13 protein-coding genes and 2 pseudogenes are annotated in these 17052 nt (G+C 71.2%); 8 read left to right on the top strand and 7 right to left on the bottom strand.

Annotation, left to right across the window (positions count from 1 at the left end; all coding sequences use genetic code 11):
• The first annotated feature begins 504 nt into the window (after positions 1–504).
• Positions 505–3549, top strand: coding sequence for a carbohydrate binding domain-containing protein (locus KBZ10_RS12150; protein WP_210987577.1), 3045 nt, complete (start codon positions 505–507; stop codon positions 3547–3549).
• 155 nt (positions 3550–3704) lie between these two features.
• Positions 3705–4190 carry a hypothetical protein gene (locus tag KBZ10_RS12155; RefSeq protein ID WP_210987578.1) on the top strand — a complete coding sequence of 162 codons (486 nt, stop codon included), beginning with the start codon at positions 3705–3707 and terminating at the stop codon, positions 4188–4190.
• A 189-nt stretch (positions 4191–4379) separates the two neighbouring features.
• Here KBZ10_RS12155 and KBZ10_RS12160 read toward each other — a convergent pair whose 3' ends face one another.
• A complete protein-coding gene (locus KBZ10_RS12160) occupies positions 4380–5936 on the bottom strand; it encodes a hypothetical protein (RefSeq protein WP_210987579.1) in 1557 nt (518 codons plus the stop codon).
• A gap of 322 nt (positions 5937–6258) precedes the next feature.
• Here KBZ10_RS12160 and KBZ10_RS12165 point away from each other — a divergent pair, with 322 nt between their 5' ends.
• Positions 6259–6918: a hypothetical protein gene (locus tag KBZ10_RS12165; RefSeq protein ID WP_210987580.1), complete on the top strand. Its 660-nt coding sequence runs from the start codon at positions 6259–6261 to the stop codon at positions 6916–6918.
• A gap of 194 nt (positions 6919–7112) precedes the next feature.
• Here the strand turns inward: KBZ10_RS12165 and KBZ10_RS12170 are convergent, their stop codons facing one another.
• Positions 7113–7622 carry a hypothetical protein gene (locus tag KBZ10_RS12170; protein ID WP_210987630.1) on the bottom strand — a complete coding sequence of 170 codons (510 nt, stop codon included), beginning with the start codon at positions 7620–7622 and terminating at the stop codon, positions 7113–7115.
• Positions 7623–7839: 217 nt separating this feature from the next.
• Positions 7840–8223, bottom strand: coding sequence for a hypothetical protein (locus KBZ10_RS12175; protein ID WP_210987581.1), 384 nt, complete (start codon positions 8221–8223; stop codon positions 7840–7842).
• A gap of 480 nt (positions 8224–8703) precedes the next feature.
• On the opposite strand from KBZ10_RS12175, the gene KBZ10_RS12180 reads away from it, so the two are divergent.
• Both KBZ10_RS12180 and KBZ10_RS12185 read left to right on the top strand, forming a co-directional pair.
• Positions 8704–9555, top strand: coding sequence for a helix-turn-helix transcriptional regulator (locus KBZ10_RS12180; protein WP_210987582.1), 852 nt, complete (start codon positions 8704–8706; stop codon positions 9553–9555).
• Positions 9552–9773, top strand: a complete 222-nt coding sequence (locus KBZ10_RS12185; protein WP_210987583.1) for a DUF397 domain-containing protein — start codon at positions 9552–9554, stop codon at positions 9771–9773. The genes KBZ10_RS12180 and KBZ10_RS12185 overlap by 4 nt, the downstream gene beginning before the upstream one ends.
• 418 nt (positions 9774–10191) lie before the next feature.
• Here the strand turns inward: KBZ10_RS12185 and KBZ10_RS12190 are convergent, their stop codons facing one another.
• Entirely contained in the window at positions 10192–10605 is a 414-nt protein-coding gene (locus tag KBZ10_RS12190; protein ID WP_210987584.1) for a hypothetical protein, read from the bottom strand.
• 526 nt (positions 10606–11131) lie between these two features.
• On the opposite strand from KBZ10_RS12190, the pseudogene KBZ10_RS12195 reads away from it, so the two are divergent.
• A pseudogene (locus KBZ10_RS12195) lies at positions 11132–11314 on the top strand (transcriptional regulator); the annotation flags it as partial.
• Positions 11315–11618: 304 nt separating this feature from the next.
• Positions 11619–12165 (top strand): annotated as a pseudogene (locus tag KBZ10_RS12200) (hypothetical protein).
• Between the two features lie 79 nt (positions 12166–12244).
• Here the strand turns inward: KBZ10_RS12200 and KBZ10_RS12205 are convergent.
• Positions 12245–14371 (bottom strand): DUF1996 domain-containing protein, encoded by a 2127-nt coding sequence (locus tag KBZ10_RS12205; RefSeq protein WP_210987585.1) that lies wholly within the window; start codon positions 14369–14371, stop codon positions 12245–12247.
• Positions 14372–14731: 360 nt separating this feature from the next.
• Here KBZ10_RS12205 and KBZ10_RS12210 point away from each other — a divergent pair, with 360 nt between their 5' ends.
• Positions 14732–15136 (top strand): hypothetical protein, encoded by a 405-nt coding sequence (locus KBZ10_RS12210; protein WP_210987586.1) that lies wholly within the window; start codon positions 14732–14734, stop codon positions 15134–15136.
• Positions 15137–15419: 283 nt separating this feature from the next.
• Here the strand turns inward: KBZ10_RS12210 and KBZ10_RS12215 are convergent, their stop codons facing one another.
• Both KBZ10_RS12215 and KBZ10_RS12220 read right to left on the bottom strand, forming a co-directional pair.
• The gene (locus tag KBZ10_RS12215; RefSeq protein WP_210987587.1) at positions 15420–15800 is read right to left on the bottom strand and encodes a VOC family protein; all 381 of its coding nucleotides are present in this window, start codon (positions 15798–15800) and stop codon (positions 15420–15422) included.
• Positions 15801–16229: 429 nt separating this feature from the next.
• Positions 16230–16634 (bottom strand): VOC family protein, encoded by a 405-nt coding sequence (locus tag KBZ10_RS12220; RefSeq protein WP_210987588.1) that lies wholly within the window; start codon positions 16632–16634, stop codon positions 16230–16232.
• Between the last annotated feature and the right edge of the window lie 418 nt (positions 16635–17052).

A 17052-nucleotide genomic window follows, 5' to 3' on the forward strand; every position in this document is an offset into this window, starting at 1 on the left:
CACGGAGGCCGGGAGAGCACCCGGCCGGCGCACGGTCCCGGGCCCGGAGAGCGGTCACTCCTCCGGCGTGTCGGCGGATCGTCCCGCCGGTCCGCCGCTCCTGCCCGTGCGGCTGCCTCTCCGTCCTCTCCCGGGCCGGTCCGCCGTCCGGCGTGCCGGGAGGCAGGGAAGCACGAGCGGCACGCGCAGCCCCGGACGCGCCGCCGGTCGGGCGACGGGACGGACGGGACGGACGGCCGGCCGGGATGGCGCGTTCTGTACCGGCGGCCGGCGCACGGCCGTTGACTTGCTGTCATGTCCGGGTAAAGCTCGGATGCAACGGCTTGCAGCAAATTCCATCGCTGGGGGCCGTACGAGCAGTGCTCGCCAGAACCCGGAGGCGCGTCAGGGATCCCCGGCGAGGTGGCACGGACACCGCATCCCCTCGGCGTCCGTGCCCCGTCAGTCGCCCGACCCCGCGGCCGCCCCGGCCGCGGCCCCCTCCGCCCCCCCCCTGGAGCACGCATGAAACCCACCCCACACCGGCCGCTCGCGCGCGCCCTCGCGGCGGTCGCGGCGGCCTCCGTGCTGCCCGCGCTCCTCGCCGCCGGCCCGGCGAGCGGGAACACCGCGGCCCCCGCGGCGACCACGGCCGCCGCGGGGGACAACACCGCGACGGTCTTCTACTCCACCAGGACGAGGAACTGGCAGGCGTACCACCTCCACTACGCCCCCGACGGCGGCTCCTGGACGACCGCCCCGGGCGAGGTGATGGAGGAGGCCTGCACGGACTGGGTGAAGAAGACCGTCGACCTGGGCAGCGCCTCCGGCCTGCGGGCCACCTTCACCGACGGCGCCGGCACCTGGGACAACAACGCGGGCGAGAACTACGACCTCGGCACCGGCCCCATCACGGTCCAGGACGGGACGGTGGCCCACAGCGACCCGTGCGCCGGCACGGACCCGGACCCCGAACCGACGCCCGGCGACGGCGGCGACGGCACCGGCGGCACGGCCGGCACCGCCACCGTCTACTACGCCACCTCCACCACCGGCTGGACCACCGCCAACCTCCACTACCGTCCCGAGGGCGGCGCCTGGACCACCGTCCCCGGCGTCGGCATGGAACCGGCCTGCACCGGCTGGATGCGGAAGTCCGTCGACCTCGGCGGTGCCACACGGTTGCAGGCCGCCTTCAACAACGGCAACGGCGTCTGGGACAACAACAACGGCACCGACTACACGATCCCGTCCGGCCGGAGCACCGTCGAGAACGGAACCGTCACCGGCGGCGCCGAGGACCCGTGCGCCGCCGAGGAACCCGACACCGAGGCCCCGACGGCCCCGGCCGGGGTGTCGGCGGACGCCGACGGCACATCGGTCGTCCTCACCTGGGAGCCCTCCACCGACGACCGCGCGGTCACCGGCTACCAGGTGACCCGCACCGGCGGCAGCGGGGGCACCCTCGTCGCCGACACCGGCTCCACCGTCTTCTCCGACACGGGCCTCGAAGAGAAGACCGCCTACCGCTACACCGTCCGGGCCGTGGACGCCGCCGGCAACGTCTCCCCCGCCTCGGAGGCCGCCACCGCCACCACCGGCTCGCGGCCGCCCACCCCCGCCGCCGGGAAGCCGCTGGGCACCGACCCGCGCAAGGACCCCGTCTACTTCGTCCTCACCGCCCGCTTCAACGACGGCGACCCGGCGAACAACCGGGGCGGCAGCCGGCACGAGAAGTCGGGCAACGCGGCGAACGACGACCCCATGTTCCGGGGCGACTTCAAGGGCCTGGTCGACAAGCTCGACTACATCAAGGGGCTCGGCTTCTCCGCCGTCTGGATCACCCCGGTCGTCCTGAACCGCTCCGATTACGACTACCACGGCTACCACGGCTGGGACTTCTACCGCGTCGACCCGCGCCTGGAGTCCGCCGGCGCCTCGTACCAGGACCTGATCGACGCCGCCCACGCCAAGGGCATGAAGATCTACCAGGACGTCGTCTACAACCACAGCTCCCGCTGGGGCGCCAAGGGCCTGTTCACGCCGACCGTCTACGGGGTCCGCGACGCCGACTGGAGCTGGTACTACGACGAGCGCAACGACGGCTTCGCGTACGACGGGCTGACCGTCGAGCCGAAGTCCGGGAAGTCCTACTACAACGGCGACCTGTGGTCCACCGAGGAGCCCTCCGGCAACACCTGCCTCAACTGGGGCAAGCCGACCGGCGGCACGTCGCCCGAGGGCTACAAGCTCTACAACTGCCAGTGGCCGAGCCCCACGTCGGGCATGTTCCCGAAGGCGTATTACCACACCTGCTGGATCGGGAACTGGGAGGGCGAGGACTCCCGCTCCTGCTGGCTCCACGACGACCTCGCCGACTTCAACACCGAGAACCCCCAGGTGCAGAACTATCTGATCGGCGCCTACAACAAGTACATCGACATGGGCGTGGACGGCTTCCGCGTCGACACCGCCGTGCACATCCCCCGCACCACCTGGAACCGCCGCTTCCTCCCCGCCATCCAGGAGCGTGTGACGGCGCAGCACGGCGCCGGGGCGGCCCGGAACTTCTTCGTCTTCGGCGAGGTCGCCGCCTTCGTCAACGACAAGTGGAACCGCGGCTCCGTCAACCACTCCGCGCAGTTCTACACCTGGAAGGAACGGAAGGAGTACAGCGCGGACGACGCCACGGCCGCCCTGGAGATGTACGACTGGGAGCAGGCCCAGGGTCCGTCGAACCAGCCGGTATCGCAGAACGCCTTCCTCGACGGCAACGCCTACCGCACCCCCGACCGCAGCCGGTTCTCCGGCATGAACGTCATCGACATGCGCATGCACATGAACTTCGGTGACGCCCGCAACGCCTTCCACAACGGCAAGGACAGCGACGACAGCTACAACGACGCCACGTACAACGTCGTCTACGTCGACAGCCACGACTACGGCCCCAACAAGAGCAGCGAACGCTACGCGGGCGGCACGGACGCCTGGGCCGAGAACATGGCGCTGATGTGGACCTTCCGCGGCATCCCGACCCTCTACTACGGCTCGGAGATCGAGTTCAAGAAGGGTCGGAAGATCGACTGCGGGCCCAGCTGCCCGCTGGCGGACACCGGCCGCGCGTACTTCGGCGGCCATCTGGCCGGTGAGGTGAAGGCGTCCGGCTTCGGCACGGTGGAGTCGGCGAGCGGAGAGGTCGCGGACACCCTCGCCCAGCCGCTCGCGCGCCATGTGCAGCGCCTCAACCGGATCCGGCGGGCCGTCCCCGCCCTTCAGACGGGCCAGTACTCCACCGAGGGCATCAGCGGGGACATGGCGTTCAAGCGCCGCTACACGGAAGGCGAAACGGACAGCTTCGCCCTGGTCACCGTCACGGACGGGGCCACGTTCAGCGGCATCCCGAACGGCACGTACACCGACGCCGTCACGGGCGACACGCAGCGGGTCAGCGACGGAACGCTGACGGTCGGCGCACCCGGCAAGGGCAATGTGCGCGTCTACGTCCTGGACCTGGGGGGCGCGAACGCGGCCCCGGGCAAGGTCGGCACCGACGGGCCCTACCTGAAGTAGCGCTCGGGCCCTGTGGGCCGGGCGGTATCCGCTGCCCGGCCCCAAGGCCCGGTTCCGCCACCCGAGTTACCCGCCCCGTGTCACCGGCCGCGCCCACGGCCCACCGGACGGACACAGTGCACCATCTTGCGCGAAAGCGACCAGAAGGAGCACTGATGTACCGCAAGTACCGCTTGCACCGCAGCGCCGGCCTCCGCCGGACGGCCCTGGCCGGCACCGCCGCCCTGACCGCCCTCGCCCTGGCGGCGGGCACCGCGTCGGCCACGGGCTCCGGAGCGGAGGGATCCCGGACCGTTCAGGACGCACGGGACGTCCGGACCGCACAGGAGTCGCGGCACGCCCGGCACCCGCAGGCGGCGCGGGGCCGGACGGTGTCGTTCCGCACCCCGCGTGCGGGCGCGTACTTCTACCACTTCAGGGAGAAGCTGGTGGTCTCCGACTACAAGGCCGACGGTTACGGCGCCCGCGCGTATCTGACCTGGGGTTCCCGCCGGGCCTCCGTCTACGCCGGCGGGGGCAGGAACTCCACCGACGAGAAGGACCTCAGCATCAGGGAGGGCACCCCGGTGTGGCTCCAGCTCTGCACCACCAAGCGCGGCAAGAACCTCCGCTGCACCAAGACCCGCAAGGGCTACGCCTGATCCGGACCCGCCGGCTCCGCGTGCCGGGTGTTCCCGGGGCGCGGGCGGGAGGCCGCCGGGCCCGCCGGCCGCGCCCCGCCCGCCGCCCGTCCGGGGCGACCGGGCGACGAGGCAAGGGGGGCCACGGGGGCGACCGGGGCGGAAGCCGGACGGGCCGGGAGCCGGACGGGCCCCCCGGCGGACGGGCCACTACCGGCCGTACAGCTTCAGCCCGACATGGTCGACGATCCACCGGTACGACTCGCTGTCGATCGCGAAGTAGACGCGCCCGACGCGGTCGGGGGTGGTGTGGTCGTCGAGTTTGATGTGCGGCTGGCGGTCGTAGGGCTTCTTCCGCCCCTCGAAGGTGAACTCGTGGAGCCTGGCCCTCCGGAGCCCTTCGTCCAGGGGCGCGTACGCCAGCGGGGTCTGGTCACCGATCCAGGACACCAGGGAACGGCCCAGGCTGCCCCGCCGCCGACGCCACTCCCTGGCCAGTTCGGCCAGGGTCTCCAGCGCCTCCCACATCCGGTCCGGATACGGGTACGAGCACTTGCTCCACTCGTCCTTCGCGTTGGCGGTGAACACCAGCGCCCCGCCCGACACCTCGGTCCACCGCGCCCAGTCCGCGCCGAAGTCCCTCGGATCGCCCGGCGGCCCTTCCCCGACCTCCTCGGGCTCGGCGGCGGGCATGGACAGCGCTCCCAGCCGCCCGGTGAGGTCGGCGATCTCGATCTGCTGCCGGGCGACCTGGTTCTCCAGTTCCTCGTTCCGCACCAGGAGTTCGACCGACTGGGCCCGCTCGTCGTCCAGGGCCTTCAGCAGGCCGCCGACCTGTTCGCTCTCGGTGTCCGCGAGATCGTCGAGCAGGGCCTCGGTCTCCGCCGCGCGGACGGCGTCCCACAGCCTGTCCCGGCCCCGGGCCACCACGCTGAGCGGGGACAGGAGACGGGTGAGCCTGCCCAGGAGGGCGTCGTGGTCGCCGTACAGCTCGTCCGCCTCCCACCACGGGGGGCGTGCCTCCATACCCGGCCAGTACAGGCGGGCGCCGTCCCGGGGCAGCAGATGCGGGCCGATGTCCGCGTTGAAGGCGTGGAAGGCCAGCCAGCCGGAGACGACCACCACATGGGCCAGCCCGGCGAGGCGGCCGGCGGCCTTGCGGGCGAAGTCCGCGGGCGGGCCCACCGTGCGGACCGAGGAGACGACGAGCACCGGGAGACGGCGCCCGGGGTCGCGGAGCCGGGTGCGCACGTCCGGGATCTGCGCGGTGAGCGCCGGCAGCGCCGCGGCGGTGATCCTGTCGCCGCCGTCCGTGCAGCGGAGCGAGCCGTCCTTCAGGACCGCCTTGAGGGCGCGGGGCGGTTTCAGGTCCTCCACGTGCGCCGGGGCGAGCAGCCCGTCGTTCTCCCGCCCCAGCACCACCCGGAACCCGGTGGCGGCCCCGTGCCGGGCGGCGGTCAGCCGGCACAGGAACCGGCCGCCCCCGTGCGGCAGGTCCTGCTCGATCTCCATCCGCAGCGCGCGCACGTCCTCCGCCGCGGTGACGGGGGTCCAGCTCACCCGCCGGTCGGGACGGCCCTGCCACAGCGCGGCGATGTCGACCGCGCCCTTCCCGGCCATCAGCGCGGCACCGGTCAGACCCGTCACCCGAGGTTCCACATGCTGCTCCATGTGCGCCAGCAGCCGCTCGAAGACGCCCGCAACTCCCCCGGGTTCCGCCGGCGGCACCTCGGACACCTCGAATCCGACGACGTACAACTGCTGCATGCGCCTCCCCCTCTTCCACACCCGGTTTCTCCGTGACCATCCGCAGCCCGCGTCCCGGTGACATCGACGGCGCCGACGACAGCGACTGCCGGCCACCAACGCTCATCTCCCGTACGCGCGCGGCGAGTTCCCACCTTCACGGTCAGCGCGCCCGGCATTGTTCAACAGCGGAAGCGTTCACCCGAGTGAGTGAATGCGAGGTGCCGTGCCGGATGACCGCACGCCAGCGGTGCACCAACCGGACCGCTTTCCCCGGCACCGGAACCGGCCCCGCCGCGCGGCTCGTCCTGCACTGCGGTCCCGACTGCGAAGGAGCATTGGCGTGATCAGGAAGCACCACGGTGCACGGCCCGCGGCGGTGTGGGCGGCCGCTTCGGCACTGCTGCTGACGGCCTGTGGAGGCGCGGGCGGGGGTGACGGGAACGGAGCCCCCGCCTTGAGTGCCGAGGAGATACGGGCGGTGCTGCCGGACCGTGAGGCCCTGCCCGGCTGGCAGGAGTCCGGCGAGCCGCTCGTCGTGGAGAAGCGGGCGGCCTACCAGCAAAAGGCGTGTCCGACGACGGAGTTCCGGGGATGCGAGGGCTCCCGCGGCTACGGTCTCGCGCGGTTCCGTGGCGGTGACGGCGGGAGGGTGGTCGTCAACTACCAGATCACCGGCTACCGGGACGAGCGCGCCGCCGACGCCGCGTACGACGTCCTCTGGAAGGAGCACTACGGCAGGGCGGGCGGCCCGGATGCCCGGAAGCTCGACGTCGGCGAGCCCGGGGACGAGAGCCACGCCCGGTTCGGCACCGCCGGCTCCGGAGGCCCCCTGGCGCTGGTTCAGGTGCGCGTCGGGACCACGCTGCTGGTCATCGACGCGTCCGGCGTCCGCGAGGGCGACGTCGACGCGGCCCTCGCCGAGGACCTCACCGGCGTGGTCACCGAACGCGCCCGGCAGGCCCTGAACGGGGACACCCCGGCCGGCCGGCTCGGCGGCTGAGGCGGCGTCCTGCTGTCGCGGACGACCGCGCGGAGCCGGCCCGCCGAGGGGTGCGGCCTCGCCCGGCGCCGCCGCACGGCGGCCGGTTCCGGCGGTACGAAGCAGCCGCGTCCGGCGCGGAGCGGCCCTTCCGCACGGCGCCGCCGCACGGAAGGGCCGCCGCCCGGCGGGCGAGCGGTGGGCGAGCGGTGGGTTCAGCAGCCGCCGCAGCTGTAGAAGGTGACGTCCCAGTGGTTGCTCTCCCGGGCGTAGATGTTGCCCGAGGCGGCCTTGTACTGGGCGGCGCCGTCGCCGCGCTCCCCGATGTAGGTGAAGGTGCCGGTGATGTAGCCCGACAGGCAGCTGGTGGGGCTGAAGTCGAGCTTGTAGCCGTTCCAGTGGCTGTACGTGCCGGAGGCGTGGCCGGTCTCCGTGCCGCCCGTGATCGTCAGGGCGCAGCCGCTCGCCGACTTCAGGGTCTCGGCGCCCTGGATGGTGGGCAGGTTGACCTGCTCGAAGGAGGTGCAGGTCGGGTTGTTCCGGTCGCTGCAGTTGCCGCTGGAGCGCCAGGAGATCCCGGCGGCGGACAGCCGTGCGGTGGCCTGGCCGTGGGTGAGCTTGGTGACGGCAGCGGTGTACTCCGACGCCGGGGCGGACGCGGGTGCGGGCGCGGATGCCGGAACGGGGGCCGCGGTGGCGGCGCTCTGCGTCCCGATGAGCGTCATCAGGGCGAGTACGGACGCGGCCGTGCCGAGCAGTGCGGGTCTCTTCACGGGTGTTGCCTCCCTGTGGGGTCGGGATGTGCCGGCACCGGGATCCGGATCCGGCACACCGCATAGTGCCGCACTTGACCGTCCACGGACAGGCGAGCAAACCGGGGTGTTCGACACCAACCGCCCCGTACCGGCGGACCGCGCACCGAGGCGGGCCGGCCGGGACCGGTCAGAAAGCCCGCCGCATACGCTTGCGGCGGTGGAAGTGCCGCCGGAAGTCCGGAAGATGCCAGTGGCGACGCCGCCGCCCCGCCCGCGCCGGGACCCCGACCGCCTCCGGCGCCCTCCTCCGCCGCCACGGCGAGTCCGCCGCCGAGGCGACCAGCCCCGCCCGCATGATGCGCACCGTGTGGCTGCCGCAGTTGAGACAGCCGGGCCGGGTCAGCGGAGACGGCACACGCACGCCGTCCGCGACGTAGCTGACGGCCGCCCGCCCCTCGCCCCCCGGGTGATGCTCGATGTCGAAATCCCGCTCCCAGCCGTGCCCGCAGCTCAGGCAGGCGAAGGCGTAGGACTCGTGGGCAGTGCCTATTCCGTGACTGCTGTCGTCCATTGCCGGCTCCCTCTCTCGACCGGCCGAGCCGGCTGCCGCGCCCATGACTCGGCCTCCCCACCCAGGGAACTCCTCGGACCGCGGGAACGCACCGTTCCTGCCGTCCTTTGAGAGGGATTTGGCGCGGGCTTGTGAGAAGGCCCCGCTGACGGCCGCAGCGCCGCGCGCCTTTGCCCTCCGGTGACGCTCTTTTACCGTTCACCGAGCTGCGGCACGTCCCGTTCTTTACGTTCCGGCGGCCGCACCGCTCGAAGCGGAGGGCACCGCCGCCGAAGCCGCCCGAGCCGCCGGCGCGGCCGGCGTTCCTCACCACGCCCCCGGCTCCGCGCGGAAGGACATACCGCGCCGGGCAGGGCCCGGATCACCACGGGGCCTCCCCGCAGCCGTACGAGCCGGAGCCGGTTCTGTACGAGCCGCGACCCGTGACCGGGGCACGGCGGGGCGGGTTGGTCCCGGCGGATCGACTCACCAGGGGGCTCCATGCGCACGGGGAACGGACACCACGACCGGAGGAAACGGCGCGACGCGAAGGGGGACCGGCCGGCCATCTGGATCGGCTACGGCAAACTCGTCAAACTGCACCGCGAACGGTCCGGGCTCACACAGCAGCAACTGGCCGAGGCCATGGGCTACTCGGTCGAACAGGTTGCCTCCGTCGAACAGGGCAGGCGGCCCGCCAAGGACACCTTCACGGAGGCGGCAGAACGCGCGCTGGACGCGCGGGGCACCCTCAGCGTGCTGCAGGACGACGTGGACCTCGCCAAACTCCCGTCGTTCTTCGTGGACTTCGCCCTCATCGAGGCCGAGGCGGTGAGCCGCTTCTCCTACGACCCACTGCTGATCCCGGGCCTGCTGCAGACGGAGGAGTATGCGCGGGCAGTCTTCACCGGCAACTGCCCGCCGCTCTCCGACGAACTCATCGAGCAGCACGTCGAAGCCCGGTTGAGCAGACAGAAACTGCTGACGCGGGCACCGGCGGTCAACGTCTCCTTCATCATCGAGGAGCGCGTACTGCTCAACGCGGTGGGCGGCAGGGATGTCTTGCTTCCTCAGTTGAGGCGGCTCCTCGATGCCGGGGCACAACGGAACGTCGAAATCCAGGTCATGCCTTCCGGCCGCGGTTTCCACCCGGGGCTGAACGGACCGATGGTTCTTCTGGAGACGTTGGAGCACCAGCATGTCGCCTACCTGGAATCTCACGGAGTGGGGACCGTCGTCACAGACCCGGCGAAGGTGAGCTCCTTCAGTCTCCGGTGTGGCAAGCTGCGCTCGCAGGCCCTGAACGCCGAGGAGTCTGCCCGTCTCATCGACCGTCTGGCAGGAGAGGCATGAGCAGGGAGCATCCCCCGAACCGCGCGCTTCAGCTGCAGTGGTACAAGAGCAGCTTCAGCGGCTCCGACGGCGGCGACTGCGTCGAGGTCGCGGCCACCCCGGCCACCATCCGTATACGGGATTCGAAGAACAGACAGGGCCCCGTACTCGGCGTCTCGGCCGGGGCGTGGTCGGCGTTCGTGGCGTTCGCCGGCGCCGGTCCGCTGCCGGAGCTCTGAGTTCCGCACCGGCACCCGGGCATGGGCCCGGGCGTGCCCCCGGCACCGGCCTTCCCGGCGCCGGGGGCACGCGTGTACGGGACAGGCCGTCCCCGGGCCCGGCCGGGCCATGCCAGCCCGTTCGGCCGGCTGCCGGGAGTTCTTCCGCTCCTCCTTCGGCTACAGCCCGAGCACGTGGGCGCGGGCCCTCGCCCCCGGCTCGACCCGGCCGAGACATCCGGCGATCCGGGCCATGGCCTGGCCGAGCATGCCCGACGGTTTCCGGGGTACCGGCGTCACCGGGCCGGGCCGAACCCGGAGACGCATTTCCTCCGGAACAGATCACCCCGCCCGCAAGGAGCTCACCGAATTCCGGGACGAAAAGGCCAGGGAGCCCCCAGAATTCTCTCACCGGCCTTTTCACCTGCCTGACGGCCGGCTACTTCGACATCACCGCGCGAAGTGTTCCCGCGGTGGTGGCCTCGAACTCACCGAAGGCCGTCGTTCCGTCCGAGAAGAGGACGTAGGCCCGGGCCCCGGCGATGTCGAGGATGCGCACTCCGGCCGACGCGGAGCCGGTGAAGTCGGGGTCTATTCCGCTGAACGCCACCTGCTCCCCGGGGGCGAAACCGGAGAAGTTGGCGATCACCACCTCGGTGTTCACGCCGACCGTGCTGGTGAGCGTCGCGGGGCCGGAGAAGCTGCCCATACTGTCCCAGGTGACAGGGAACTTGGCGGTACGGCCGCTGATACCGAACGACTGAACCTGCGCGCCGCTTCCGTTGTTGACGGTGAGGTTGACGGAGAACGAGTTGAGCGGACCAGCAAACGTGGCCACGACTTCCTGAGCCATGCGGCATCTCCTGTCCCATTAATGCCGGGCCGAAGTCCGGCCCGTGCAGACGCTTTCATGGTGCGCCCATGTCGGCATCGTCAACCGGTTCCGGGACATTCCGGAAGAAGCACAGTGGCGCTGACGGAAAATCCTCCGCGAGATCGCGCTTCCCTCCAATGCGCCATTGCGCTGTTTCCCCCTCACACCGGACGGGAAGACCACGGAAGAAAAACGAGGATGCTACATTCGGATAGTGCGGGAAATCAGCACGCGTTCACCGTGCCGTCCGGGGCCGGATGCCGCCGAACCGCCCGGCCGCGGATTCGGGACCTGCCTGTCCGGACGCTCCGAGCCTGCCGCCTCTCGCCCCGTTCGCCCCGCGCGGCCCTGAAGTGGACGGCAGCGGCGACGGACGGGCGGCGGTGAGCGCGGGGACGGCGGCGCGGGGGGCGGTTCCGCGGCGGGCGCCCCGGACGGCGGTGCCGTCGCGGACGCCCCTGAGGACCGTGCCGCCACGGGCGCCCTCGAAGACGGCACCGGCTGCGAGGCCGTGGTGCTGGGCAACTGCCCGTTCCACGCACTGGCCCGCGAGCACACCGACACCGTCTGCGGGATGAATCTCCACCTGATGCGCGGCGTCCTCGACGGTCTCCCCGGCGCCGGCTACCGCGCCCGGCTCGCCCCCACCCCGGGACACTGCTGCGTCCGCCTGGAGCCTCACGCGTGACGGTCCCGGGTGTCCGTGAACAACTGCCGCCGTGGACCAGCGGGTTCACGGCTGGTCCACGGAACCTCTTCGACGTGCACAGCCTCGACGATCTCGATCTGCTGCCCAACCTCAGTTTTTCGACGGGGCGGAGCTGCTGGAGCTCTCGATCCCCGACGGGCCGGGGATCCTGGCGGCCCGGGGTGTCGCCGTGCGCCGGCACCCCAGCCGTGGATCGTGATCTTGGGCGGGGCGGGACGGGGCGGGGATCGGCCGGATCGATATCGGATCGCGTGAGGTGGCCGCCCGCTGGCACGCTGCCCCCATGGATCACGCGGAGGTACTGCTCATCGGAGGACGGGCCGGTGTCGGCAAGACGACGGTGGGGTGGGAGGTTTCGGCGCTGCTGCGCTCCGAGGCGGTCGCTCACGCGATCATCGACGGCGACTTCATGGGGCAGGTGCATCCGGCGCCAGAGGGAGACCCCCGTCGTGCGGAGATCACCGAGAGCAATCTGACTGCCGTGTGGGCGAACTTCGCCCAGCGCGGCTACCGGCGCCTGATCTACACGAACACCAAGAGTGTGCTGCCGGAGGCGACGGGCATGTTCGAGCGTGCCATGGGGGGCGGCGTGGGGATCACGCGAGTCCTGCTCACCGCCTCCGATGCCACCGCCCGCGAGCGGCTGGTGACTCGGCTCGGAGCTGAAGCGGGAGCTGGAAGGAAGTATCCGCAAGGCACGGCTCCTGGACCAACGGGCCCCCGCGGAGACCGTGCGAGTGGCGACGGACGGACGGCTCGTCGTCGACATCGCGCGGGAGGTAGTGGCCGCAACCGGTTGGGCCGGGCATCACTTCGCCCGCACCTCGTGATCGTGTTGATGGTCTGGCCTGGTCCGGCCAACCTGCGGCGGCGGAGCAGCAGCCGCCGCAGGTTGGGTGACAACGTCTCTCAGTTCGTGTTCATGTTGCGGCGCCTGTTGTAGATCAGAAGAACCACTCCACCGAGAAAGAGGACCCCTCCGGCGGCGGCCGGCCACAGGGTCGCGCCGGTGTTGGCCAGGCCCCCTGAAGCCGCTCGTGGCTGGGGCTGTGCCTGCTCGGACGGAGCTTCCTCGCCGGCGGCCTCCACTTCTGCCTCTGCGGACTTGGTCGCCCCCGACTTCGCCTCGACACCGCCGGCACCGCCGGATGCCTCGGCCGCCTGCGTGGGAGTGGCCACGACACGGGGTTCGGCCGAGGAGGGCGGGGTCTGCGGGGTTTCGGCGGCGCCGGGCTTGTCCGCCGGATCCTTGTCGGTGGACGACTCCTCGGGAGCCGTCTCCGGCTCGTCGCGCGGCTCTTCCGGCTGCTCCGGCTGCTGCGGCTGCTCCGGCTGCTCCGGCTCCTCGGGCTTCTGGGGCTCCTGCGGCTCCTGCGGCTCCTCGGGCTGCTCCGGCTGCTGCGGCTCCTCCGGCTTCTGCGGCTCCTGCGGCTCCTCGGGCTTCTGCGGCTCCTCCGGCTGCTTCGGCTGCTCCGGCTCCTCCGGCTTCTGCGGCTCCTGCGGCTGTTCGCCCGCGCCGGCGCCGGCGCCGCACGGCCGACCGCCGTTGACGCAGTCAACGACCTCGTCCATCAGGTCTTCGTCCATGACGTTGATGAAGTCGTCGTGATCGGTGATCGGCTTGTGCAGCTGCTCCGGGAAGCCGTCCACCGCGTACGGGTTCTTCACTTGGCCGTTCTTGATGACCGGCGCCGGAACGTCGTACACCAGGCGCATGGTCAGCTGGGGGATCGCCTTGAAGCCGTTCCGGCAGTTGCCGTCGGCGTCGGCGAAGTCCACGTGCGCGCGGTGATTGGCGCTGTCGATGTTCTGACCGTCCCAGCAGCTCTGGAAGGCGAACGACCGCACCACGCTGCTGCCCTGCGGGCAGATCGGGTACTTGTCCGTCAGCTGCACCTTGTCCTCGAAGCCGGTGCAGCTCCAGTGGGCGTTGGCGTTGGCCGTGCCGTTGGTGAAGGCCTTGGCGTCGCCGGTGATGATGCGCAGGAACTTCGGCATCGCCACGACCTTGCCGGTCGGGCTGCCGACGTACTGGATCTCGGCCTTGTCGGCCGCCAGGATCCTGCCGACGTTGCCCTCCAGGCCGCCACCCTGCTGCTTGGCGTCGAACTCCTGCGTGCCGTCCTGCACGCGCAGGACCGGCCAGTAGTACGAGGACTTGTCGCCCTGCTCCGAGCAGCTGGTCTCGGCGTTCGCCAGATCGTCGTTGGAGGCGAAGGCGTCGACGCCCTGGTTGCCCACGTAGTCGTGGGTGTGGTGGGCACCGTTGTCCACGCCCGGCGCGACGATCAGGTTGTCGGTGTTGAAGATCTTGTTCTCGTTGACGCCGCACTCGACGGTGAACGTACCGGTCGATGCCTTGCCGGTCTTGCGGGGCTTCGCCTGGACGTTCGGCTGGACCTTCGTGATGTCGACGAAGTCCTGGGCGAACGGCCCGGCCGCGCCGTTGCCGTTGTCGTCCGGCTGCCCGCCCCCCTGGCCCTCGCCGTCCTGCCCGTTGCCGGCCTCGCCGCCGGCCTCACCGTCCTGACCGCCGTCGCCGTCGCCGTCGCCGTCGCCCTCGTTCCGGGCCTGGGCGGGGGCGACCGCGGTGCAGGGGGCGAGCCCGTCCAGCGAGGCCGGGGCCGTGGCGCCCGCCTGCTTCACGTAGTTCGCGATCTCACCGATGACCGCGGTGCGCTGCTCACTCAGGGGACCGAGGATCGCATCCTGGACGTGGTTCGCGTCCTGCGTCTGCTCCTCGCGGGTCGAGGTCAGCCGGTCGTACGCCTCGGTGATCTGCTGGTCGAGTTTCGCCAGCGCCTTGTCGACGTCGGCGCGCGCCGCCTCCGGCACGTCGGTGAGCTCCTGCCCCACGTCCGGGCAGGAGATCGTGGCGGCCCCCGGCGCCCCGACCGGGGAGCCGCCCGGGCCGCCTCCCGTCGCGGAGGCGACGGCGTTCACGGCTACCAGTCCCCCTCCGCCCAATATCAGCGCGAACGCTGCGAAGGTGCTGCGCCGTGCGCCTGTGGGGCGTCTGCGCTTGTTGCGTTTCACGGAAGTACTCCTACGCGTCGTGACCGGCCGGCGTGATGCTGTGCTTCCTGTACGGAGCGGAGCCCGGCGGTGTTCAAACACCGCGCGGATTCACAACGGGCCGTGTCCGAGCCGGAGTCGGCAGGCTGCGGCGGCACGGCCGGGTGACCACCCGGCCGAGCGCGGCGAACCCGGCTTCCTTCCACTCCGCCGGCCGGTCTTTCCGAGTTCGCCGGTTTTGGGTGGCTTCGAGGCGTAGCCTGGTGCGGCGCGGCTCGCCGCCGGTGCAGGAAGCGGCGCCAGATGGCCGCGGGCACGAGGAGAAACCCGGCCTCGGCCGTGAAGCGCCGAAGCCGTGTCGTCCAGCGGATGGGAGACCCTGTGAGAAAGACCCTTCGCACACTGGTGGGGGCGACCATGGCGGTTGCGGCAGTGCTCATGACCGCGTCGCCGTCGCACGCCAGCTACAGCAACGTGGTGTACGTGGCAACCGGTCTCGAACCCTCGCCGGGAAAGGGCACTTTCAGCGCCGACCCGCACGGAAGGACTCCGGGCGACGCCATTCGGGCCTGCGACGTCAAACGGGATGGCTGGGGCGTCAAGGCGTGGCTGTACATGAACAACAGAGTCATTCGCACGGCCAGCACCCTGGGGCACCGCGCCATGTACTGCACGGGCTGGAAGACGGGAAACCTGCGGGAAGAGCAGTTGGTGACCCTCAGGGTGTGCCTGGTCAAGAAGGGCCGCGCGCCCTACCGGTGCGCCCATGGGCGGGCCAGAACCTGAGGTTGCGTACTGGTCGTCCCCGACGAGCACGGTGGTCAGGCGGTCGTGCCGTCTCCCGCCCTGCCGCCTGTGCGGAGGTCGGCAAGGTCAGCCGCACGGCGGAAACCCCTCGCTCCTGCGGCCGATGCCGATCTCCTCACCGTGGAGCTTGGCCCGCTCGCGCTTGCCCGGCAGGCCGTGCCCGCCGCCGCTCCGCACGCTGTCCGCTTCACGGCCCGGGGCCGGGCCCGGGCCGTGAAGCGTCAGGTCATCCGGTCACGGGAGACGACCGTTTTGCCGCGCGTCAGAGCGGGGCGAGGCGGGCCTTGAGGAGACAGAACTCATTGCCCTCGGGGTCGGCCAGGACATGCCACCCCTCCTCCCCCGTCTGGCCGACGTCGGCCGGGCGGGCACCGAGCTTCAGCAGGCGGTCGAGTTCGGCGTCCTGGTCGCGGTCGGTGGCGTTGACGTCGATGTGCAGCCGGGGCTTGGCCTTCTCCGGCTCGTCCCGGCGGCTGAGGATGATCGTCGGCTGCGGGCCGCCGAACCCCTCGCGCGGCCCGATCTCGAACATGTCGTCGCCCTCGCGGTCGAGCACGACGAAGTCCAGGACCTCGCACCAGAACCGCGCCAGCACCTCCGGTTCGCGGCATTCGAGCACGAGTTCACTGATACGGCATGCCATGAACCAAACCCACTCTCAGCAAGGGGAACCGCCGGGCAGGCCACACGTCAGCCACATGGGCTCCCAGCGGTGCGGACAACCCGGCGACCGTACCGAACGAGGCGAGCACGGGCGAGGGCATTTCCGCGGTTCGGCCTTCTCACCGACGCCGCCCCCATTGCCGTGTGCAGTCGATTCGTTACACCCACAGTCAGTCACGCAGGTCCGTCGCGGTGGTGCGGTCGGGCCCGATGGGGGATGGGGCCGGTGGGGGAATGGGGCCGGGGCTGGTATAGGCCGAGTGCGCCGACGAGACCGGCGGAACCCGGAGCCGATACGCCGCTGGAACCACGAACGGTCGTCGGCAGGCTGGACTCCGCAGAAGACTCACGGCAGTTGAACGACGCCGGCGAGCGGTGGGCCAGGGGCACTCCCCGGCCCACCACCGCCTCAGGAAGGTGTCGGCGTCTGCTCGTGGCTGCCGTACGGCCGCGTGATGATCTCCATGCCGTGCCCGACCGGATCCAGGAAGTACAGACCGCGCCCACCGTGGTGGTAGTTGATCTCTCCCGGCAGCTTCAGATGCGGGTCGGCGTAGTAGGTGATCCCGGCCTGCTGGATACGCGCGAAGGCCGCGTCGAACTCCTCGTCGGAGGTGAGGAACGCGTAGTGCTGCATGACGATCGACTCCGCCGGGATGGCGGCGAAGTCCAAGGTGACCCCGTTGCCGGTGGCCACGGGAATGAACGGACCCCACTCGGTCCCGACCTCAAGCCCCAGGATGTGTGCCAGGAACTCGGCCGACTCCCGGTTGTCCCGGGCATGGATGATGGTGTGATTCAACTCGACTGACATGTGTGGAACGCCTCCGCAAGGCAATCTCACGGGCACCTCCATGCCTCACCCAGCCGGTGAACCGACACGCGATGCCGTGCCCGTGACCTTACGCAACACCGCTCACAGCGTCGAGGGCCGCCCCCAGGAGCCGCACCCGGGTGCCGCCGAAAACGACCACACACCGTCACCAGCACACAAGACGGACCCGAGAACTGGCGGCAGTTGAATGCGCGAGTGCAGACGTGGGCCCGCCCGTAGTCGAGGCCGATGGCCGCAATCCCACGGCCCGCGGCCCAGGGACCCCGGCACCGGCCCCCGGCCCCCGGCCCGCGTCGCACATTGCCCAACTCTGCCTTCGGGGGCCTGGTCCGACCGCCCGCGCTCGGGTACGCAGAGGAGGGAGTCGTTTGCCCGCAGGAGAGGTCGCATGTACGCC

This window comes from Streptomyces sp. F63 (genome assembly GCF_018070345.1).
Lineage (GTDB): Bacteria > Actinomycetota > Actinomycetes > Streptomycetales > Streptomycetaceae > Streptomyces.